Origin of the sequence: Paenibacillus pinisoli, from assembly GCF_003605435.1 — a bacterium.
Classification (GTDB): domain Bacteria; phylum Bacillota; class Bacilli; order Paenibacillales; family Paenibacillaceae; genus Pristimantibacillus; species Pristimantibacillus pinisoli.
The window spans coordinates 611,396-632,066 of the sequence record NZ_QXQB01000003.1 but is presented as its reverse complement, the minus strand read 5'-3'; the positions used below and the strand labels follow the sequence as shown (position 1 = coordinate 632,066).

Below are 20,671 nucleotides of genomic sequence, written 5' to 3'. Positions count from 1 at the left end.
TTGGATACCATGTACGGTTGTTGCACAAGTTGGACTGAGGATAAGCTAGTCCGTTTTGAATGGGAGCATTTTTTGTGATAGCGTTTTCTTTTTGTGGAATTCATTCTGGCTAGCAAGCACATTAGTCCGCTAACGGTTCAATAGATGCGTAATTGCCCCTCCTTCCAGGCCCTAGTTTTAGTGGAAATGCAGTGTAGCTACTCCTATCATGATTCGAACGATGAGTAAGCGGAAGGGGTAAATTCGTGGAATGAAAGGGGGAATTTTTTACAAAATATACATAGGTATAGCGAATGATTTTATTTTTGTCAATATGAAACGATTTGTGATACAAATCAATTGTGTTTTTGTGCGATTAAGGCCTGAGAGGGTGCGCCAGGCAAGGGGTTTGGCTTCCATTTCAGAAGTTGTGGTAAGATGAAATCATTCAAAATTATCGTTCCGAGCTATGAAAAGGAGTGGAGCATCATGTCTAACGCATTAAAACCACAGCTGGATCGAGCCTATATGGCTCGGCAGCTCAGCCATCTGTTAAGTATCCCGAGTCCGAGCGGTTATTGCATGGCGATCATGGAGGAATTGGGCCAAGAGGTTGCACGGCTGGGCTATACGATGGAGCAGACGCCGAAAGGAACAGGCATCATCACCATTCCCGGGAAGCGCACAGAAAAGGTCATCGGTGTGTCCGCGCATGTGGATACGCTGGGGGCAATGGTCCGTTCGATCAAGTCGAATGGCATGATCCGGTTCACTCCGGTCGGCGGTTATGCTATGGGCACAGTGGAAGGCGAATATTGCACTATTCATACGAGAGACGGGCGCAAATATGAAGGAACGGTGCTGACAACCAAACCTTCGGTGCATGTATATAGTGACGCCCGCGATATGAAACGGGAAGAAGAGAATATGGAGATTCGCATCGACGAATCTGTTGCCTCCAAAGAAGACACGCTGAAGCTAGGCATTTCGGTAGGCGACTTTATCTCATGGGATCCCCGGACCCGCATATTGCCGAATGGCTGGATCAAGTCCCGCCATCTGGATGATAAGGCAAGCGTAGCGGCGCTGATGGGATTCCTGGATTGGCTGAAGCGGGAAGGAAAAGAGCCGGCTTACACGGTAAAGCTGCTGATCTCCACATACGAGGAAGTAGGACATGGCTGCGCGTATATCCCGCCGGATATTACGGAGCTGCTTGCGCTGGATATGGGCGCGATCGGTGATGACTTGTCTGCGACAGAGAAGGATGTATCCATCTGCGCGAAGGATTCCTCCGGTCCATACGATTATGGCATGACGACCCGCCTGATCGAGCTAGCGAAGCGGGAGGAGATTCCTTATGCGGTAGATATTTATCCGCGTTACAGCTCGGATGCTTCGGCTGCCCAAGGCGGGGGAAGCAATGTGCGGGCCGCACTTATGGGGCCAGGCGTACATGCTTCGCACGGCATGGAGCGTACGCATGAGCAGGCGGTTGTGAATACGGCGGCGTTGCTTATCGCATATGTAATGGAAGAATAGAGCCGATTGGTTAGAAAAAGGCGCAGATGCTTTGGGGATTAGCTCCCTTGAGCGATCTGCGCCTTCTCTTTATTGGGACCGGCTCTGGATATACTCGTCCAGCAGGTCGAATGTCTCGGCGAAGCCTTGCCGCAGATGGTCGCGGAGCGCTTCGAATACGCGCATCTCAGCTTTCTTGGCATCCTCGGGCAGGCCATGCAGGGTTAGCTTGGTTGTCCCATCCTCTTGCTCCTCGAAGGTTACCGTGTTCAGAATCTCCAGCGGCCAATCCTTGCTGAAGTAGGCTCGAACGGTTTTGCCATTCTCATCTGCAAAGGAGTTCGCATAGACCAGCTTGTCCGGTCCCGCGATCTCACGATATGTGAATTTGCCCCACATCACGTTGCCTTCAGGGGATTGCTGCTTATAGTGAATGATCCCTCCAGGCGTCAGTTCTTGAGCGAGAATCGTCATTTCATATCCTCGCGGTCCCCACCAGTTTTTCATATGTTCGCCTTGGGTGAACAGCTCGAACAGCTCTTCCTTAGGCAGGTTAAATATTCGCGTCATGACAAGTCCGCGTTTGCCGGAAGGCGCTGAGCCGGATGCTGTTTTTTTCTTGCGCAGAAACATGATTGCTTGGCCTCCTCGTCCATCTTATTCCTATAATCATAACATAGCTTGCCTGCGTGATGGATGCAAGTCAACTGGCTGATGCTACCGTTGGGATTGGCCATGCGCTATGGTATAGTGGATGTACCAAGAGCGGAAACGGAGCGAAGTCATAATGGCACGAATGGAAGACAAGAGAGCGGATCGCAATCGAGGCGAGAGACAACGGAAAGATGCGGGAGTCAAAGGAAAGCGTACGTTTCATGAGGGTCGCAGCGGCAGCAAAATCAAACCAGCTTCTTCTCTAAACGCTCATTCGTCGGCTGAAGAGGTGAAGGCGGGAGATCGTATTGTGGTTACGATCAAGCGTATCGGCATCAATGGCGAAGGCGTGGGCTATTACAAGCGGAAGGCGGTCTTCATCGAAGGGGCTCTGACCGGCGAAGTCGTGAAAGCGCAGGTGACGAAGGCGGAGCGCGGTTATATCCAAGCTTCGGTGACAGAGATTGAGAAGAAGTCCCCGCATCGCCAGCAGCCTCCATGCCCAGTCTATGAGGAATGCGGCGGATGCCAGCTTCAGCATATGACCTATGAGGCGCAGCTGATGGCCAAAGAAGAGATTGTGCGAGAAGCATTCCAGCGCTATGCGGGTATCGATTCACTGCCCATGCGGCCGATTCTGGGGATGGACAACCCTTGGGGCTATCGCAATAAGGCGCAGCTCCAGGCGGGACGGCAAGGCAGGGAGATCCTGACCGGCTTGTATGCTGCCGGCTCGCATCGATTGGTCGATATTAGCGGCTGTGAGGTGCAGGATCCGATTGTGAATGAAGTCATTGAGGGAACGAAGGCGGTGCTTGGCGAGCTGGATATCCCTATCTATAATGAGCGGACCCGCGAGGGAGCGGTGCGGACGATTGTGGCGCGGGTAGGACGGGCTTCCGAGCATGTCCAGCTGACTCTGATTACAGCGGCAGACCGCCTTCCTGATGCCAGAAGACTTGTCCAGCGCATTCGCGAGAAGCTGCCGATGGTGAAGACGATCGCGCAGAATGTGAACAAAGGCAAGTCTCCGCTTATCTTTGGCGAGCGAACGACTGTGCTGTGGGGAGACGAGCGTCTGAACGAAACGCTTGGCGATGTGAGGTTCGCGCTGTCGCCGCGGGCATTCTTCCAGCTCAATCCGGAGCAGACGGTCAAGCTTTACGACGCGGTGAAGGAAGCGGCTGCGTTGACTGGCAAAGAGCTGGTTGTCGACGCTTATTGCGGCACCGGTACGATCGGCATGTGGCTGGCCAAGGATGCAAGCGAGGTGCGCGGCATTGAAGTGATTCCGGAGGCCGTAGCGGATGCGCGGGATAATGCCTGTGCCAGCGGCATCGACAATGCGCGCTTCTTCGAAGGCCGCGCTGAGGAGCTGCTCCCGCAATGGGTCGCCCAAGGCGTCCGTCCAGACGTCGTCGTCGTCGACCCGCCGCGCACAGGCTGCGAGCTGCCGCTCTTGCAGGCGATTGCGAAAGCGCAGCCGAAGCGGCTCGTGTACGTGTCGTGCAACCCTTCAACGCTTGCGAAGGACTGCAAGGTGCTGCTGGACAGCGGATACCAGCTGGAATGGGTTCAGCCGGTGGATATGTTTCCTCAGACGAGCCATGTGGAGTGTTGCTCACTGTTAGTACGGAAGGACAATTAAATCGGAGATGTATTGGCGGAAATAGCAAAGAGGGGCGGCGAACCCCTCTTTTTCTTTCTTCCGAAATTGTATTGCAAGTCTGACTGGTAAATTTTATAATATGAGTTCTTCACTATTATTTTTGGAGGTGTTTTATGAATATTAAATTGTTTAATCCGAAAACACATACGGATTGGGTGCGTCCCCATTCAATCGAATGGTATGCTCAATTAGGAAGACTAACAGGACAATATTCGTATTCTTGGAAATCGACAATTACTGAGCCCAATGGTGAATTGATTTTCACTAATGAAGTGTCTCAGATGGTTCCGGGCAAGAAGGTACTGGATATTGGCTGTGGGCACGGTGAGTTTGCCTTACAATGGAGCCCGGTCGTAAAGCATATTGTTGGTATAGATATAACGAGTGACTTCATTAAGCAGGGAAATGATGCAGGTCGGCAAAATGTAACCTTTATAACGGCAAACACGAAAGACAAGCTCCCTTTTGAAGACGAGGAATTTGACTGTGCTTATAACCGTAGAGGACCTACCTCAGCTTACCTTGACGTAAAGAGAGTTATCAAACAGGGTGGGAAACTCATCGGTCTTCACCCCGGTGATAATATTACCTCGGGGTTGTGGGAGTTATTCCCTAACTTTTTTGAACCTTCCCCTTCGGGTACTCCTATACTCGACAATATAACCCTAAGATTAGAGGAAGGGGGACTAGAAAATGCTGAAATTGAAACTGTAAGAAGCATTGAATACCTGCATGAGCCAATTGATTTAATAAAAATGAGTCTTTTCGGTCAAAAGCCTTCCGTATTTGAAACGGTAATTCAGGAGTCTATGTCCGAGATAACGCAGATATTTGAGAAACACGCTACTGACAAGGGCTTACCTATAACCTTCGAACGCTATATAGTTCGTGTAACAATCTAAAATGATTTATTTATGTGGGACAACATTTCAGAAAAATTTTTCGCTTATATCACGAGCCTAAACTTCCACAAGAGCCAACATTGAATCCTACTAGGCACTCCATCCCCTTCGTACTAAACCAGTAAAAAAGGCTGAGGGCGGATTAAATTAGCCGCCCTAGCATTTTATACAGCATGAAGTTGTTCGTTTTTCGTTGGATTGATACTAAGACCATCAAGCATAAAACCTTCTATATCTCCCTCAATGTATTCTAAGAACAAATCGAGCATGTCGACCGTTCTTTCCTTGACCGCCGCTGAAATCTCTTGCTTGTCTTTCCGCCCAAGCGTTTTCCAATCACGTTTCCCGTTGGTTATGCTTTTTAGTAAGCATCTCAAGCCTGTCAATTCCTTCGTATTGGAGACAAAACGATACCCCTCCATTTTGACAAAGTCCTTCTTCTCGTACTGTGTTATAGGCTTGAGTTTAGGTTTGAATCGAAACTCAATTCTTGTCAAAGGTACAGATTCAATCCCATGAACTTCTTTTAATTGCTTCTGCTTATTGTACTGACAGACCGTACATGCTGACCTAACCGCCCCATAGTATAGGGTCGTATTGAAACGATTGATTTTTATGTTTGTTGGCGGCGGTAGTAGAAAGGAGTCCTCATATGGCGTTAAGAAGTCAAAAGCAATATCCAATCGGCTAACCTTCCAACGCTCGGGCTCAATCATATTGAATATCTCCAAAGCTTCAAGCGGTGGGTTTGCAGGATTAAAGGACAGCATAGCGTTGAAATATCGGTAAACATATCCTTTCATCGGTAGCAACCAAACTGCAAAGAAATGGGGCTTTCGTTGAAAGTAACAATACTTGAAGTATGGATTGGGGCGTTTACAAGGAAACCGTTTCTTAATATGTTCTATTTCCTCGGGGGTTAAAGATGCAACGATTCTCAGCTTGTCCTTAATGATGTTCATATTCCATATTCCTTTCTGTTTATATATCTAGGTAAGTGTTCTATACCAGTCGATACTCTCTGATGCCCACCCGAGCCTTCACTTCGTGAAGTCTCATGTTAGCTTTATAGTTAGGTATGGTAGAAAAAACAGAGGATAAAACCAGTAATTATCTAGGGAAACTACTATTTCGGTGTACAAGCATTTGTATTATTCCTATAACGCTATGGATGCTAAAGTGACTGCCATAGCAATGCTGTTTACGATTTTATTTAAAGGTTATCTCCATTCGAACATTTAGGCAGAGAACGAAGCTAACAAAAATCAGTTTATACCATGTACATTTCTGTAAATTAACAGAGTCCTTAAAGTGCGATTGGAACTGCTGATAGTGGGTTATTAAGGAACTGGATTAATGTAATGACTAGGTTATGCTATCGAATTAGCAATCGAAATTTGAATATGGTTCGTTGCATTAGCCGCCCATATAAAAAATTAGAAACCGTATCGCAATTTTTTAATGCCCTGCCGCGATTGTTAGCATGACAACGCTCAGGGAGGAATCATATATGAAAGTTGAACGAACTTATGAAGAAAATGTAATGTTACATGAACTGTTTAAGCCGCTTATTTACTCAGTGATTGACAGACTGATAGAACAAGAAACGGATTTCCAGTATAATGAAGGCAACGCCAATACATCTCATAGTGAAGGGATTGCGTAACTATGAGATGTGCAGTATATATTCGTGTTTCGACAGATAAAGAAGAACAGAAGTTGTCTTTAGAGAATCAAAAAAGCTTGTTCTATGACTATATTGAGAAGCAGAAATGGGACATCCATCATCTGTATGTCGATGTCGAGAGTGGGACAACTGAAAAGCGTGAGAATCTTGTTCAAATGATTGCCGATGCTAAAGAAAAGAAGTTCGATGTCATCCTATCCAAAGAACTTTCAAGGCTTGCTCGTAATGGTGGGCTGTCGTATCAAATTAGGGATATTGCGTTAAAGAATCGTATCCAAATTATCACTTTGGACAACGCTATTAATACTCTTGAAGGCAACAGTGAGATGTTTGGACTATATGCTTGGATGTATGAGCAAGAATCTCAGAGAACGTCCAATCGAATCAAAGCCGCCCTCAACAGTAAAGCGCGAAAAGGTGAGTTCAAGGGTTCTGTTCCGCCCTATGGGTACAGGCTTCAACAAAGTAAGCTGATACTTGCTGACGATGACACACCTAACGTAGTCAAGCGAATCTATCGCATGTACCTTGAAGGTAAAGGGTTCGATTCAATCGCTAGAACACTGACACGTGAAGGATTGCCGACACCTGCTCAAGTAATAGGGAAAAGGAACGCAGGGTTATATTGGCAGGGTTCATCAGTGAAGAAAATCCTCAGTAATCCTCATTATGTCGGGAACTTAGAACAAGGTAGGCAGACGACAACAAGCGTAATCTGCAAAGAACGCTCTGAACTGCCAAGGGAACAGAGGATTATCGTTGAAAACGCCCACCCTGCCATTATCTCTAAAGAAGACTTTGAAGCTGTTCATAAGTACATGGAGGGAAGAAAGCGACAACAGGCAAAGCCGAAAGCTAAAAAGCATCTGTATACGAATCATTTGTACTGTGCAGATTGTGGAAAGAGCCTATGGTACGTACAGCATCGTAAAGGCTATGTTTGTGGTAATTATTACAAGCATGGTAAGACCGTATGTAGCCAACATAGTGTTAAGGAAAAGGAACTTACTGGGGTAATCCTTGATGACTTGCGCCGCCTAATCGCCACGCTTAATGAGAAAGAGTATATGGGGCAACTTGAGTTCAAAGTCAAACAGGCGGCTAAACAAGCGGAGAGACAAGTACAGTCCTTGTCAAGACAAATTGAGAGGTTGAAAGAGGAAAAGAAGAACTTCATTAAACTTCTAGCCAATGGAACGATAACGGAAGGTGACTATAAAGAGGTTACTCAGAGCAACAACCAAGAAATTGCAAGCTTGCAAACCAAGTTAATGAAACTTACTGCGAGTAATAGCAATGGCAGTATGGAAAGTATGTTGCGATTGAAAAAGGAACTAAAGAAGTACATGGGGCATGAAGAACTTACGCCCGAGATGCTTCATCGTTTGATAAGTAAGATTGTAGTCAAGGCGGATGGTACTGCGAACATTCATTATAAGTTCGCCGCCACCGCCGATATTTAGGGCTTATTATCAGTGACCGACACTCAAGTCATGTGGAGTGCTGTGTGTTGCTTATCAGGAAATAGCTTGTTGGACATTTACCCATCAGACGAAGCTCAGGCGTAGTTGCGCTTGAGCTTTATTATTTCAGAATAGATAAAGTTTTTATTGAGAAATGTTCCTAACAAAGGTAACGAACATGCTAATATTGGTCTATAAGATGGTGAAGTCATCGGAATAGGGAAGGCCTGCGAACAAACGAAAGTTGTTTTTGGAGGCTACATTAACCTGTTTGTATAGATTAAACTGCCCGAGCTCTCTTGAGTTCGTAAAGATGTGAATCTGTAGGGGGATATATGAGAGAATGAAGAAATGTGAATATTGTGGATCAAAGGCTGCAGATGATGTTGTACAATGTGCTGGTTGCGGGGCAAAAGAATTTAAAAATATATGTACAAGCTGTGAAACGACTTTTTTAGGTAATAAATGTCCTAATTGTAATGTTACGAAAGGTGATAAGCCCAGAACATGCCTTAATTGCGGTAAGAATTCGTTTGAGCCAGTCTGTTCCGATTGTAGAGCGGATTTGATAAATAGACGAATAGTTCAAGTTAATCCTTATCCGACTGCTGTGCAGCAAATACCAAAAAAGAAAAGTGGAATAGTTGCTAGTCTGATAACGCTATTGTTTATTGTTGTATTTATTGGGGTAATTTCTTCTTCGAATTCTGATAAGAATACGATAAGCCAAAAGAATACGATAAGCCAGAGTTTACCTGATATGGAACTGTTGACATTAAAAGAGCATCCTAAATTTTATGGAGATTATAAAGCCGCAAAGAGCTTCTGGAAGGAATATGATAAGGCTATAGTAGTGAATGCGAGTGGAACAACTTTTTATGAAGATGCTTTGCTATTGGTTACTACCGGAGACAGCGATAATGGTATCATTACGAATGTTACAATAAATCTTTCTGATTATGAAAAAAAGCATGATCTTGAGCTTGATAACGTCATGCGATTGATTTGTGACTATATCCCCTATGATATTATTAATCAATACTATGATTTCAAAGAAGCGTTCCATGAAGTTTCTAAATATGTCAGGTATGAAGCATATCATTATGTAATGGAATTAAATGATAAGGGTAAGGAAGCAAAGAAATCGGGAGAGAGCTATCTTCAATCGAAATTTGCTTTTAAAATCATACATAGAAATGATAATGACTGGATTGCTAAAATGAATTATTTAGCATACAAAGGGAATCACGATAAATTTAAAGCAGATGCTTATGACGTAGAAGCATGGGATGTAGATATAGAAAAATACAGGAAATAGGGATTATGGAGGCTGTTTCGTTACTAAAATGGGCGGGCTGTCCAATTAGTCTCTAAAGTCAAAAAGTTTCCACTCCAACTTTTTTTGTTGCACTGTTTTGTGAGAGTGGGTGCCTAGAAAGTCAGAGAAACTGACGACTAGACGCTCCTTTTACGTTTCGAGAATAATTTCAATTTTTGAATTGAAATGTACACATCAGGGGCAAGTAGAGCAATAAAAAAATCGCCATAGGTTTGGCGATTTCGGATTTTTACATAAATAATATAAATTTGGAAAATCGAAACTCCTGTACATCTAATCGTATTTAACATATGCTTCCAACATGAAAATTACATTTGGAAATGTGGCGAGATTAAACAGAACCGAATAACATCGGTTCACTTAGAGCAAACACTCTTCCTTCGAACACGTACATATTTTGTTGTCACTGTCTACACGTTACATGTGGAGTGCTGTGTGTTGTTGGTGAGGGAGTAGTATTTGGATTTACCTGAATGAGTCCTAATGTATCACAAGGCCGGTATCCCGGCGCTTCATGTTCTTCAAATGACAACCCTGAACGGGTCTGGATTTCTCGGCCGGATGAATGATATGGGGACCGTGGATATCGGCAAAAACGCCGATTTGATCTTAAATAGCTTTGTGTTGTTCAGTATTCTCCAATGCCACAGTAAGACGCGGCAAAGGTATGCCTAACTTTTTTGCTTCTCTCACAAGTTCAGATACCGCAAAACCCGCTTTACTATTGTTGTATTCGACGAAAAGTCGCGGTAAGCTGCCCTTTGCATAAATAACCATGTTAAAAAGCGTGCCGAGAAGTGCCGGCGGAATCTTAGTCAACAGTAGCAAAATCATATCACTCTTTGCGCCTCTTGCTTTAAGTACAGGGTTCATTTCCCTCATATGCTTACCAACATTTACGAATGAGTCGCTATGGTTCAAGATCGCTGGAAAACTTCCCCGTTTTAACACCTCGGTCTCCATTGCCGCATTCATGGCAAAGTGATTCCATAGCCAGCTTTGCATATCCTTGATCCAACTAATTTTAAAATGGGCACTTTCAAATAGTTCTTTGACCTTGTTGTTGATATGTTCAGTGCCTGCCCGCGGTTTTTCAAGAAATACCATTTTCAAAAAGCCGCCTCTAAGCCTGTTGTCCGCGATGCCGCCTCCTGCTCCGGGGAAACCAAAGACAACATTGTTCATAGACAATGGTGCGATCGATGATTTCAAATCCTGCCAAATGTTATTGAATATGAGGATAGGGGTATTGCCTGCAGCAGTTGATAGGAACTGTACAGCTTTCGGAAGCTGTTCCGTGTTGACGCTCACAAAAATAAGATCATAATTTGGAAGCATCTCCTCATGCAGTTTGACGTTCCAGTTTTCTTGTATGAGCTTTTTCCCTTTTCGTGCGTCCCACATTTCAAGCTCTATGCGGCTTCCGAAGGTTTCTTTTCTTCCTTTTCTAACGTAAAACTCAACTGTATGCCCTGCCTGCTCAAAAGCCCACGCATATTGGGTCGATATTACACCTCTACCGAAGAATAAAATTCTCATGTTAGCCTCCTTAAAATAGTTGATATTCCTTGTTAATAATCAAACAACGTGTTGTATAATAATATTGTATGAATTCACTATAGGGTCATCAACCATCAGATTTTTAATATTTGTCGGATCATCTATTGAACCGGAAATGGGGGCAAAGCATGAACAAGCAACCTGAAATTACGGACAAAACAAGGCAAACCTTTATAAATGTATTCTGTGATTTATATAGCCAAAAACCAATTGAAAAAATATCTATTCAAGAGATTGCTAACAAGTCAGGATATAATCGCAGTACATTTTATCAATACTTTACAGATATCTATGCGTTGTTGGACTACGTTGAAGAGAATGTTTTGAAATCCATTCACGAGGAAATGGCAAGCAGAGAGTTTTCTACGCATACTTTTCAAGATGCACTTCAATGCTTGGAAAATGCAGAGGAAATTTCAGTTCTTAAAGCCCTCTTGGGCGACTATGGTTCTGTTCATTTTGTTGAACGCCTGAAAAGAGAAATTCCCTTTGAGAGATTGATTGTGGACTTTCCAACAAATGATGTCTTAGCGCCATACATCATTGAGTTTTACATATCAACATTAATATCTATGTTTCGCCTTTGGATACGCAACGGCAAAGATCTATCGTCGGAAGAATTGGTCAAGCTGATCGATAGCCTATTTGCAAATGGGATAACGCCGTATCATATCTTTGGCACGGTCAATCCGCGGCGCCCTGATTCGAATAAAAAGTAAGGGGAAGAGGAGGGAGAAAAAGAAAAAGAAAAAGAAAAAGAAAAAGCCGTCCCTGTTGAAGCAGGAAGCGACTCTTAGACTTACCTTATCTCAACATTATTCATAATCGAGATAAGGATAATCCCTACAATAAATAATAAAAAGACGATAAGCGGCAATGTTGTCAGGGTAATTCCCGCTATTGCCATACCTCTTCCACTAGAAGAACGTTTTGCTCTAATTCCCAAGATGAACCCAACGAGGTTTAGAACAAAAGCGAAAAAAAGACTAATTGCTGTACCCGGCGAAGTCGTATAGCTGTACAGTGAATCATCGTTCAATTTCATCATTCCTACTATGAACAATATAATTCCGAATATACCGAATATCATGGACACTACCGCTGATCCAAGTCTATCTTTCGGTTGGTTCTTCATTGCGGCTTTTGTTGCAGGTACATTCGAATTTGTGGAGGGACTGCCTGCTCCCTCTGTCTGACTGACAGCAGTCCTATTTACTTGAGGACTAGCCGGACGTGATTGACCGCTAACCGCTCTGTTAGCTTGGGCAGGCGTTGGCCTGTTGGGCTGATTGAATGTAGTTCTATTGTTACGTTGTTGCACTTCTTTTGACCCCTTCCTGAGATGGTTATAGGTGTATAGCACTATTCTATTATTCGGCAATGTTTCCCAAAACCCCTTTTTTCTCCTTTACAGGATGCCGGAGGACATGAATTGACATTATAGTTGCTAAAGAACTCTCACGCCTTGCTTGCAGCGGAGGTCTTTCCTATCAAATTATGGACTTAACTCCATTAAAGATAAATAACCTAAGTGCTGTCAGCGCAGCGCTTAGGCTCTCCTTAAGTTTTAGTCATACGAAATATAGAAATGTCTCAGCTAGCAAAATGATTTATGTACCTGTAAAACCAATTGTCTGCATAGGTTTGTGGATGCGATTTAGAAAATGCACGAACTTAACTAACAAGAAGATGGCCTCTGTACTCGTCAGGGGCATCTTTTCTAATGTTACTGATACCACGCTCTTTACGGCCCCCATGGAACAATCTCAAATACAGTGCCCAGATGAGCATCAGCGACTTTCATAGAGCCGTAAACCCCTAAAAATAGCCGGGTTTGATTCATGTTAGCCCCTAGACCAACATAATAAGCGGCTTGAGAGCCGAAATGATAATCCGTATCCATAACCGTATAATCATTTGGCCCGCAATCCGCTTTGAGCCTGGTATAGGCTAAAACTCCCCTGACAGGAGAATTGGCTTGTTTCCGGGCAAGGTCAGTAAAGACGACGCTCCCCGTCAAATCGGGGATTTCATTCCCGCTATAGGCCTGAACGCCAGTGAGCGCAATTCCTCCAAACTTGTCTGGGCGGGAATCCTCATGATAATAACTGGTTAAAGGCTGTAGACGCAGCACTGAGGTTTTTAAAGCCTCATCGTAATAGGCAATGGTTTTCTCGTTCAGCATCGCATTCGCCGAGCAGTCTCTTGGCACAGAGGTAGGCAAGGCGCCTTCCCACCCTCTCCAGCCAAAGTTGATCAATTCCTCCTGAGCAAGATCAGCTCCCATCATGGAAGCTTGAACAATTTGAGTAACCGGTACCGGTGTGTAATGAACGAATGAATAGACGGATTCTACCAGCTCCTGTCCGACAATGCCTGCGTATTTCACATAATGATTATTGAACCTTTGATAGGAAATGCCTGGTATATTGCGTACCCCTTTGGCGATAACCGTAAGCGTCTCCTGAATAGGCACGGGCAGCTCGTTAAATCGTGTAACGACGGGCGGGTGATCAGTAAATGTGTGCATCCCGACATCCATTTCAATGATTTTACCTGCAATCTCCATGATGTTTTGGCTCAAATTAAAAGGGTCATAGGCTGATCCGCCATCCCCGGTCGTTAATACAAGATTACCTGTCTCCGGAGAAAAGTTTAAGCTGTTGATGCCATTATGATTTAGAAAGGGCCTTCTTATATTTAGTAGTGTCCGCCGTCTTTGAGGCTGGCCGTTCGATGGCAGAATCCATTCTTCAAGGGTATCGATATGGTCGTATTGTTGCTCCCTGTTGATCCACTTTAGATTCAAAGTGCCAGGATCGCACGGGTTAGGTTTAAAAGACTCCGAAAAAGCTGTCGGCCCTTGGGTTCCAGCCGCTGAGTAATGGAGGTAGAACAAACCGTTATAGTAGAACTGAGGGTGAAAGGCCAGGCCTAACAGTCCTCGTTCGTCGTATCCGCCACTGGTGCCGCCTAGCTGCAAGACTTGCTGGCGTATATCTGCCAAGGTCCCAATCACTCCGCGTCTAATATAGAAGATCTCTCCGACCTGGGTTGCGACAATAATGCTTTCGATCGAATCCCCCGGCAAGACCGTTGTTTTTATAATAGTCGGCATATTGATCCTGCTGACAATAGGCTGCAGACGGACTTTAACTTTTTTCAACTACATGCCCTCCCGGTTGTCGTTATCATTATTAGCGTATGATTCACTCATTGGATTAGACCGAAAATAGCATGGACTCCCCGGGGTTAAAGGCTTGATAGGAGCCTAAAGTTGCTCCTTATACTTGTACCATAGCAATATACCCATACACCTTCGCTGCTTTGATCATAAGCTATCCGGAAAATAATTAGAGGAGGCTTCATATGGCGGCAAAAAGGGTTAGTCCTCGATTCAAAAGGCTTTGTACCCAATTTAGCAGAATCTTGGGAGGTACATCATCGGAGGTTGATGAAGGCCCGGTTTGTTTTGTCATGCGAATGACAAACTTAAGAGCGACGATCCTGAAAAAAAGAACGCGCTCCCCATTGGTTCAAATGCAAATGTTTTCGTTCGAATCTCTTGATAAGTCGGGCCGCGCACTTTGCTTGGGCGAGACCGCCGTACACCAAAACCAAGTTAATCGATTGTTGTCCAATCTTCGTAAACGCGGGATAAAAGTGACTGCGCTTCACAACCACTGGCTGAATGAAACTCCTCGTATAATGTATGTGCACTGGGAAGCCATTGAGAATCCGATTGTGTTTGCTAAAAAATCCAAGGAGTCCATTGCATTCTTGGGTTAATGCGGCTTAGCGATGAAACTATATTCATCATATTACGAAAGGATGATATCTTGTGGCAGCTCAAGCGAAAGCAAGTCCTCGTTTTAGAAGGCTATGCAACCAATTCTCAACTATTTTAGGCGGAACAGAACATGAGATTACAAAGGGCCCGGTTTGTTTTGTTTCCAGAAATAGAGTATTTAAGGCCAAAATATTAGGAAGACGCACTACATCGCCAGTCGTTTTTTATCAGTTATTTTCGTTCGAATCGCTGGACAAATCGGGCCGGGCGCTTTGTTTGGGAGAAACGGCCCTCTTGCAGAGTCAAGTGAATCAATTGCTGTCCAACCTTCGCAAGCACGGGATCAAAGTAACAGCAGTCCATAATCATTGGCTGTTCGAGAACCCGCGCATTATGTATATTCACTGGGAGTCGATCGATGATCCCATTGCATTTGCAAGGAAAACGAAACAATCTATTGCCTTCTTGGGTTAATTTGAAGGTTAATGCAGAATGCCCTCTCTTGAATGAGAGGGCTTTTTTGATGAGCGCTTCGCTGCCTGCAAGGAGATCAAAGCTTTATTTTCGAGTCCATCAAAATGTTAAATAATCAAATGTATTCCATATTGTATGGAGGTTACTCTTGTTTATTTTATGTTTATTCTCGAGATGTACAATGATGCGGGTGCCTATCTAATGAGGATCGAGTCTCATTGATAGATTTACAAGAAACGGCAGTTCGAGTTCACAATATGCTGCGAAGGAGACTAGAAGATGACTCGAAAGAGGATAAGAGTATTAAAAGGATTTTTTGCGGGATTTCTTGTGTTGGCTTTGCTTTTGCCTGATTTTGTTGTTGGCGGACAGAAGGCAATGGCAGCCTCGCCGACCTTGGCGGATCCCAGCCGCAATATTTATCAGGATCTTTCCGTACAATCATATCCCCCTAATGGCAATATTCGGATAGGAAATGGAAACGTAGTTGGAGATAGAGAAGATATGGCTCCGGAAGTGATCGGAGATGAGAGATATATCTTTGATTATTGGGAAACGGACTATAATGGGGGCATTTCAAACAAAGAAAACCGCGGGGTATTATGGTTTACCACAAGTACTACCTTGGGATTGTTTGATTTGAACTATTATTTCAAAAAACAAGTATGGGACGGCAGCGTTTGGGTGGATACCGACGTTGTTGATATTAAAACAACTCATTTTTTGGTATCTCCATGGCCAGTGCTTGCTCCTTCAGATCAGATTCGGGCTTTGGTCGAGCCTTCTACGACAATCAACAGCGGTTCGTCTTTCACGGTAGTTGCTGAAGGAGTACGGCAGTTCGAAGAAGGAGTCGGACATGGCGATCAGAAGATTATTCCGGACAAATGGAGATCCTCGGAATCTGGCAATCCGGAGGGTTCTTTTGCCTTGGATAGCGAGAACAGGTACACTTCTGTATACACGCCTTCAAGCAGTGGAGTTTTTACTGTGACGGTTATATTCAAGGAGTTGGAGTACAATGGATATTCAAAAGAATGGAAAGAAGTTAAAAATGGACGCGACCTCTCCAAGTTATTAGGTGTAATTGTTGAGTCTTTCGAGGCAGATAAATTCAAAAACAAGCTTACTTTGAGCTCAACGACTATTAATGTAGGCGAGGCAGTCACTCTGACAGCGGAAGGAGACAGCCCTCCGGGCAGTACGTACTATCATTGGGACACACGCTATATACCGACAACATGGTCGTCCACTGAACTTGGAAAGACAGGCTCCTTCACACTTGACGATGATGGCAGTTACACCGCCCAGTATGCTCCTGGAAATCAAGGGCGCTTTGAAATCGATGTTAAGTTTATGCTGCAAAGGTGGTATGACGGCCGCTGGAACGATCAATATGAAGAATCTTTGGCGACGTCTCCCCTCCCGGCTTTGACAGTAAATCGGCCTCCTGCAAAAACTGCAAACCCTGACAATAACAGCTTGACGGCAAGTCCGAGCGAAGTTTCGTTAGGGGGCTCAGTGACGCTCACGGCCAAAGGCGACCGTGAGGAAGCAAGTACCGGAAACACCTATGATGAACGGTTTGTTCCGATAAGCTGGACATCGGAGGAGAACGGGAAGTCAGGAACATTCACGAAGGACAGCAACGGCAACTACACGTCTGCTTATACGCCTTCGGCGGCGGGCAGTTATGATGTAACAGCAACTTTCCACAAGGAAATGCTTTTTGATGGCATATGGTACTATACCGGAACGGATATGAAACCGACAACGGTAACGGTAACGGTCCCGACGGAACCGACGGAAGCCAGCCCCGGCAACAACAGTGTCAGCGCGAACCCTAGCAGCGTAACAGCAGGTATAGCGGTTACGCTGACGGCTGAGGGTGACCGTCAATCGGCGGAAGGCGTATTGGAGGGTGACGAACGCTACGTGCCGGTAGGCTGGAGCTCGACGGAGAACGGCAAGGCGGGTACGTTTACGAAGGACAATAACGGCAGCTACATATCCGATTATACGCCTGCTTCTGCGGGCACCTATACAGTAACGGCGACATTCCAATTGCAAAAGTGGGACGGTACGGCGTGGAGCGATGTTAGCGGAGCGACGGATATGAAGACGGCAACGGTGACGGCAACGGCTGCACCAGAAGCCCCGGAAGCGAACGCGGGCAATAACAGTGTCAGCGCGAACCCGGGCAGCGTGATAGCTGGAGCAACAGTCACACTGACGGCTGTAGGCGACCGGCAATCGGCGGACGGAGCATTTGTTGGTTACGAACGCTATATGCCGGTAAGCTGGAGCTCGACGGAGAGCGGAAAGATGGGGACGTTCACGAAGGACAATAACGGCAAATACACATCCGACTATATGACTTCGGCAGCTGGAAGCTATACAATCACGGCGCTATTCCAGAAGCAAGCTTGGAATGGTATTTCATGGGTAGCGGTTGCCGATGCGACGGATACGAAGATGACTACGGTGACGGTAACCGCGATACCGGAACCGACGGAAGCGGACGCGGACAACAACAGTGTCAGCGCGAGCCCGAGCAGCGTAACAGCGGGTACAGCGGTTTCGCTGACGGCTGAGGGGGATCGTCAATCGGCGGATGGCACATTGGACGGTGACGAACGTTACGTGCCGGTAAGCTGGAGCTCGACGGAAAGCGGCAAGACAGGTACGTTCGCGAAAGATAATAACGATAAGTACACGTCGACGTATACGCCTTCCGCCGCTGGAACCTACACGGTCACGGCAACGTTCCAGATGCAAACTTGGAATGGCACAGCGTGGGTGTCAGTCACCGGTGCGTCGAATACAAAGACGACCACAGTGACGGTCACGGCGGCACCGGAGCCTGAAGAACCGACGGAAGCGGACGCGGACAACAACAGTGTCAGCGCGAGCCCAAGCAGCGTAACAGCGGGTACAGCGGTCACGCTGACAGCTTCAGGAGACCGTCAATCGGCGGATGGAGAGCTTGCTGGTGACGAGCGTTACGTGCCGGTAAGCTGGAGCTCGACGGAAAGCGGCAAGATTGGTAATTTCACTAAGGATAATGATGGCAAGTACACCTCAGCGTATACGCCTTCCGCCCCTGGAACCTACACGGTCACGGCAACGTTCCAGATGCAAGCTTGGAATGGTACGGCGTGGGTGTCAGTCACCGGAGCGTCGAATACAAAGACGACCACAGTGACGGTCACGGCGGCACCGGAGCCTGAAGAACCGACGGAAGCGGACGCGGACAACAACAGTGTCAGCGCAAGCCCGAGCAGCGTAAAGCCAGGCGCAACAGTTACTCTGACGGCTGAGGGCGACCGTCAATCGGCGGATGGAGAGCTTGATGGTGACGAGCGTTACGTGCCGGTAAGCTGGAGCTCGACGGAAAGCGGCAAGATTGGTAATTTCACTAAGGATAATGATGGCAAGTACACCTCAGCGTATACGCCTTCCGCCCCTGGAACCTACACGGTTACGGCAACGTTCCAGATGCAAACCTGGAATGGTACGGCGTGGGTGTCAGTCACCGGAGCGTCAAATACAAAGACGACTACAGTGACGGTCACGGCGGCACCGGAGCCTGAAGAACCGACGGAAGCGGACGCGGACAACAATAGTGTCAACGCAAGCCCGAGTAGCGTAAAGCCAGGCGCAACAGTTACTCTGACGGCTGAGGGCGACCGTCAATCGGCGGATGGAGAGCTTGCTGGTGACGAGCGCTACGTGCCGGTAAGCTGGAATTCTACCGAGAGCGGCAAGCTGGGTACGTTCACGAAGGACAATAACGGCAAGTATTCGGCTGCTTACAAGCCTTCCGCCGCTGGAAGCTATACGGTAACCGCGATCTTCCAGAAGGAAACCTGGAATGGCACCGCCTGGGTGGCGGTCGCCGGAGCGACGAATACGAAGACGACACAGATGACGGTCACGGCTGTAACGGAATCGACGGAAGCGAACCCGGACAACAACATTGTGGGCGCAAGCCCGAGCAGCGTAACGCCGGGCACAGCAGCCACGCTGACAGCTGTTGGCGACAGGGAGTCGGAGGACGGAGCATTTGCCGGTGACGAGCGTTACTTGCCGGTAAGCTGGAGCTCGACAGAGAGCGGCAAGACGGGGACGTTCACGAAGGGTAATAACGGCAAATACACGGCTGCTTACAGGCCTTCGTCCGCTGGAACCTATACAGTGACAGCAACGTTCCAGAAGCAAACGTGGAACGGTACGGCGTGGGTAGATATTGCCGGAGCGACGGATACCAAAACGATAGTTGTAACCGTTAGGAATGGCGGCTCGACTCCGTCGACGCCGCAGAATCCTTCAGAACCTATCGATTCAAGCGAGTCTGAAACTGGCGTCATTGTTTTGGTTAATGGCAAAGCCGAAAATGCAGGCATAGCAAAGCCCACTACTATTAACGGTCAGTCGGCGATGATCATCATCGTTGATCAAAAAAAGATCGAGGACAAGCTTGCGGCTGAAGGATTTGGCGCAGTCGTGACAGTTCCGGTGAAAACCAATTCCGATATAGTGGTGGCTCAGCTTAATGGTGAGCTGATCCAAGAGATGGAGGACCTGCAAGCTACTCTTGTTGTGAAGACCGATCGTGCAATATACACGGTGCCTTCCGTTCAGATCAACATGAATGAGTTGTCGAAGCAATTCGGAACGAATGTATCGCTGCAGGACATTACCGTAGAGCTTCAATTTGGCTCAACACCGGCCGATATGGCGAAGATCGTCGAGCAATCGGCAACGAAGGGAAGCTTTACGCCTGTAATGCCAGCGATGGACTTTATCGTCAAGGGTACCTATGGCGACAAGACGGTAGAAATTTCAACCTTCAGCGTATATGTTGAACGCGCTATTGCCATTCCGGATGGCGTCGATCATAACAAGATTACGACTGGTGTCGTAGTCGACCCGGATGGCACATCTCGCCATGTGCCGACCAAGATCACAGTGATCGACGGCAGATATTACGCCGTGATCAATAGCTTGACCAACAGCACGTACTCAGTCGTGTGGCATCCGCTTGAATTCAGTGATGTCGAGAAGCATTGGGCGAAGGATGCGGTGAACGACATGGGTTCCCGCATGGTTGCGAGCGGCACCGGCAACGGCAAGTTTAGTCCCAATCGCGACATTACCCGCGCTGAATTTGTAGCGATTATCGTCCGCGGCTTGGGGCTCAAACCGAGCAAAGAAGCCGCTCCTTTCACAGATGTCCATGGGACCGATTGGTATAATACAGCGATCAGTACAGCAGTCGCATACCAATTGATTGACGGCTTCGGCGACGGGACGTTCCGCCCGAACGACAAGATTACAAGGGAGCAGGCAATGGTCATCGTCGTCAAGGCGATGAAGATTACCGGTCTAAGCGCCAAGCTTTCGGTGCCGTCGGCTGAATCGCTGCTTGATCCGTTTGCAGATGCAGCCGCTGTGTCCGATTGGGCGCGGAGCAGCAGCGCGGATAGCATTCAAGCAGGCATCATCATGGGAAGAAGCGCCATTCAACTCGCGCCGAAGGCTTATATTACAAGAGCCGAGGTTGCGACGGTTATCCAGCGGCTGCTTCGCAAATCCGATCTGATTTAATGTCATTACTCAGAGAAAGACCT

Annotated in this window: 16 protein-coding genes; 11 read left to right on the top strand and 5 right to left on the bottom strand. The window is 46.6% G+C overall.

Annotated features, from left to right (window positions below; genetic code table 11):
• The first annotated feature begins 468 nt into the window (after positions 1-468).
• On the top strand, positions 469-1,521 hold the full coding sequence (locus D3P09_RS16155) for a M42 family metallopeptidase (protein ID WP_120112522.1): 1,053 nt from the start codon (positions 469-471) through the stop codon (positions 1,519-1,521).
• 69 nt (positions 1,522-1,590) lie between these two features.
• On the opposite strand, the gene D3P09_RS16150 is transcribed toward D3P09_RS16155, so the two are convergent.
• Complete coding sequence (locus tag D3P09_RS16150) at positions 1,591-2,133, bottom strand: SRPBCC family protein (protein ID WP_120112022.1); 543 nt, start codon at positions 2,131-2,133, stop codon at positions 1,591-1,593.
• 163 nt (positions 2,134-2,296) lie between these two features.
• Between D3P09_RS16150 and rlmD the strand changes: the two genes are divergently transcribed.
• Complete coding sequence (gene rlmD, locus D3P09_RS16145; RefSeq protein ID WP_424452452.1) at positions 2,297-3,802, top strand: 23S rRNA (uracil(1939)-C(5))-methyltransferase RlmD; 1,506 nt, start codon at positions 2,297-2,299, stop codon at positions 3,800-3,802.
• A gap of 134 nt (positions 3,803-3,936) precedes the next feature.
• Positions 3,937-4,725 (top strand): class I SAM-dependent methyltransferase, encoded by a 789-nt coding sequence (locus D3P09_RS16140; protein WP_120112018.1) that lies wholly within the window; start codon positions 3,937-3,939, stop codon positions 4,723-4,725.
• A 164-nt stretch (positions 4,726-4,889) separates the two neighbouring features.
• Here D3P09_RS16140 and D3P09_RS16135 read toward each other — a convergent pair whose 3' ends face one another.
• Positions 4,890-5,687: a hypothetical protein gene (locus D3P09_RS16135; protein WP_120112016.1), complete on the bottom strand. Its 798-nt coding sequence runs from the start codon at positions 5,685-5,687 to the stop codon at positions 4,890-4,892.
• Positions 5,688-6,235: 548 nt separating this feature from the next.
• On the opposite strand from D3P09_RS16135, the gene D3P09_RS27725 reads away from it, so the two are divergent.
• The 4 genes from D3P09_RS27725 (at position 6,236) to D3P09_RS28495 (ending at position 9,889) form a co-directional block, all read left to right on the top strand.
• Positions 6,236-6,391: a hypothetical protein gene (locus tag D3P09_RS27725; protein WP_165867465.1), complete on the top strand. Its 156-nt coding sequence runs from the start codon at positions 6,236-6,238 to the stop codon at positions 6,389-6,391.
• A 2-nt stretch (positions 6,392-6,393) separates the two neighbouring features.
• The gene (locus D3P09_RS16130) at positions 6,394-7,875 is read left to right on the top strand and encodes a recombinase family protein (protein ID WP_120112014.1); all 1,482 of its coding nucleotides are present in this window, start codon (positions 6,394-6,396) and stop codon (positions 7,873-7,875) included.
• A 343-nt stretch (positions 7,876-8,218) separates the two neighbouring features.
• Positions 8,219-9,193, top strand: a complete 975-nt coding sequence (locus D3P09_RS27405; protein ID WP_133305017.1) for a hypothetical protein — start codon at positions 8,219-8,221, stop codon at positions 9,191-9,193.
• A 504-nt stretch (positions 9,194-9,697) separates the two neighbouring features.
• Positions 9,698-9,889: an amidohydrolase family protein gene (locus D3P09_RS28495; RefSeq protein WP_120112010.1), complete on the top strand. Its 192-nt coding sequence runs from the start codon at positions 9,698-9,700 to the stop codon at positions 9,887-9,889.
• On the opposite strand, the gene D3P09_RS16115 is transcribed toward D3P09_RS28495, so the two are convergent.
• On the bottom strand, positions 9,824-10,753 hold the full coding sequence (locus tag D3P09_RS16115; RefSeq protein WP_120112007.1) for a ketopantoate reductase family protein: 930 nt from the start codon (positions 10,751-10,753) through the stop codon (positions 9,824-9,826). The genes D3P09_RS28495 and D3P09_RS16115 overlap by 66 nt on opposite strands.
• A gap of 149 nt (positions 10,754-10,902) precedes the next feature.
• On the opposite strand from D3P09_RS16115, the gene D3P09_RS16110 reads away from it, so the two are divergent.
• Positions 10,903-11,493: a TetR/AcrR family transcriptional regulator gene (locus D3P09_RS16110; protein ID WP_120112004.1), complete on the top strand. Its 591-nt coding sequence runs from the start codon at positions 10,903-10,905 to the stop codon at positions 11,491-11,493.
• An 80-nt stretch (positions 11,494-11,573) separates the two neighbouring features.
• Here the strand turns inward: D3P09_RS16110 and D3P09_RS16105 are convergent, their stop codons facing one another.
• Positions 11,574-12,095, bottom strand: a complete 522-nt coding sequence (locus D3P09_RS16105) for a DUF4190 domain-containing protein (protein WP_120112001.1) — start codon at positions 12,093-12,095, stop codon at positions 11,574-11,576.
• Positions 12,096-12,518: 423 nt separating this feature from the next.
• The gene (locus tag D3P09_RS16100) at positions 12,519-13,940 is read right to left on the bottom strand and encodes a PQQ-dependent sugar dehydrogenase family protein (protein ID WP_120111999.1); all 1,422 of its coding nucleotides are present in this window, start codon (positions 13,938-13,940) and stop codon (positions 12,519-12,521) included.
• A gap of 203 nt (positions 13,941-14,143) precedes the next feature.
• Between D3P09_RS16100 and D3P09_RS16095 the strand changes: the two genes are divergently transcribed.
• From D3P09_RS16095 to D3P09_RS16085, 3 genes are all read left to right on the top strand, one after another.
• Complete coding sequence (locus D3P09_RS16095) at positions 14,144-14,563, top strand: DUF1259 domain-containing protein (protein WP_120111997.1); 420 nt, start codon at positions 14,144-14,146, stop codon at positions 14,561-14,563.
• Between the two features lie 52 nt (positions 14,564-14,615).
• On the top strand, positions 14,616-15,038 hold the full coding sequence (locus D3P09_RS16090) for a DUF1259 domain-containing protein (protein ID WP_120111995.1): 423 nt from the start codon (positions 14,616-14,618) through the stop codon (positions 15,036-15,038).
• Between the two features lie 504 nt (positions 15,039-15,542).
• Positions 15,543-20,648 (top strand): S-layer homology domain-containing protein, encoded by a 5,106-nt coding sequence (locus D3P09_RS16085; RefSeq protein WP_165867464.1) that lies wholly within the window; start codon positions 15,543-15,545, stop codon positions 20,646-20,648.
• Positions 20,649-20,671: the final 23 nt, after the last annotated feature.

Bases quoted from the DNA above. Each gene is read 5' to 3' on its own strand.
- D3P09_RS16155 (WP_120112522.1), top strand. From the start codon at position 469: ATGTCTAACGCATTAAAACCACAGCTGGATCGAGCCTATATGGCTCGG.
- D3P09_RS16150 (WP_120112022.1), bottom strand. From the start codon at position 2,133: ATGTTTCTGCGCAAGAAAAAAACAGCATCCGGCTCAGCGCCTTCCGGC.
- rlmD (WP_424452452.1), top strand. From the start codon at position 2,297: ATGGAAGACAAGAGAGCGGATCGCAATCGAGGCGAGAGACAACGGAAA.
- D3P09_RS16140 (WP_120112018.1), top strand. From the start codon at position 3,937: ATGAATATTAAATTGTTTAATCCGAAAACACATACGGATTGGGTGCGT.
- D3P09_RS16135 (WP_120112016.1), bottom strand. From the start codon at position 5,687: ATGAACATCATTAAGGACAAGCTGAGAATCGTTGCATCTTTAACCCCC.
- D3P09_RS27725 (WP_165867465.1), top strand. From the start codon at position 6,236: ATGAAAGTTGAACGAACTTATGAAGAAAATGTAATGTTACATGAACTG.
- D3P09_RS16130 (WP_120112014.1), top strand. From the start codon at position 6,394: ATGAGATGTGCAGTATATATTCGTGTTTCGACAGATAAAGAAGAACAG.
- D3P09_RS27405 (WP_133305017.1), top strand. From the start codon at position 8,219: ATGAAGAAATGTGAATATTGTGGATCAAAGGCTGCAGATGATGTTGTA.
- D3P09_RS28495 (WP_120112010.1), top strand. From the start codon at position 9,698: ATGTATCACAAGGCCGGTATCCCGGCGCTTCATGTTCTTCAAATGACA.
- D3P09_RS16115 (WP_120112007.1), bottom strand. From the start codon at position 10,753: ATGAGAATTTTATTCTTCGGTAGAGGTGTAATATCGACCCAATATGCG.
- D3P09_RS16110 (WP_120112004.1), top strand. From the start codon at position 10,903: ATGAACAAGCAACCTGAAATTACGGACAAAACAAGGCAAACCTTTATA.
- D3P09_RS16095 (WP_120111997.1), top strand. From the start codon at position 14,144: ATGGCGGCAAAAAGGGTTAGTCCTCGATTCAAAAGGCTTTGTACCCAA.
- D3P09_RS16085 (WP_165867464.1), top strand. From the start codon at position 15,543: ATGGCTCCGGAAGTGATCGGAGATGAGAGATATATCTTTGATTATTGG.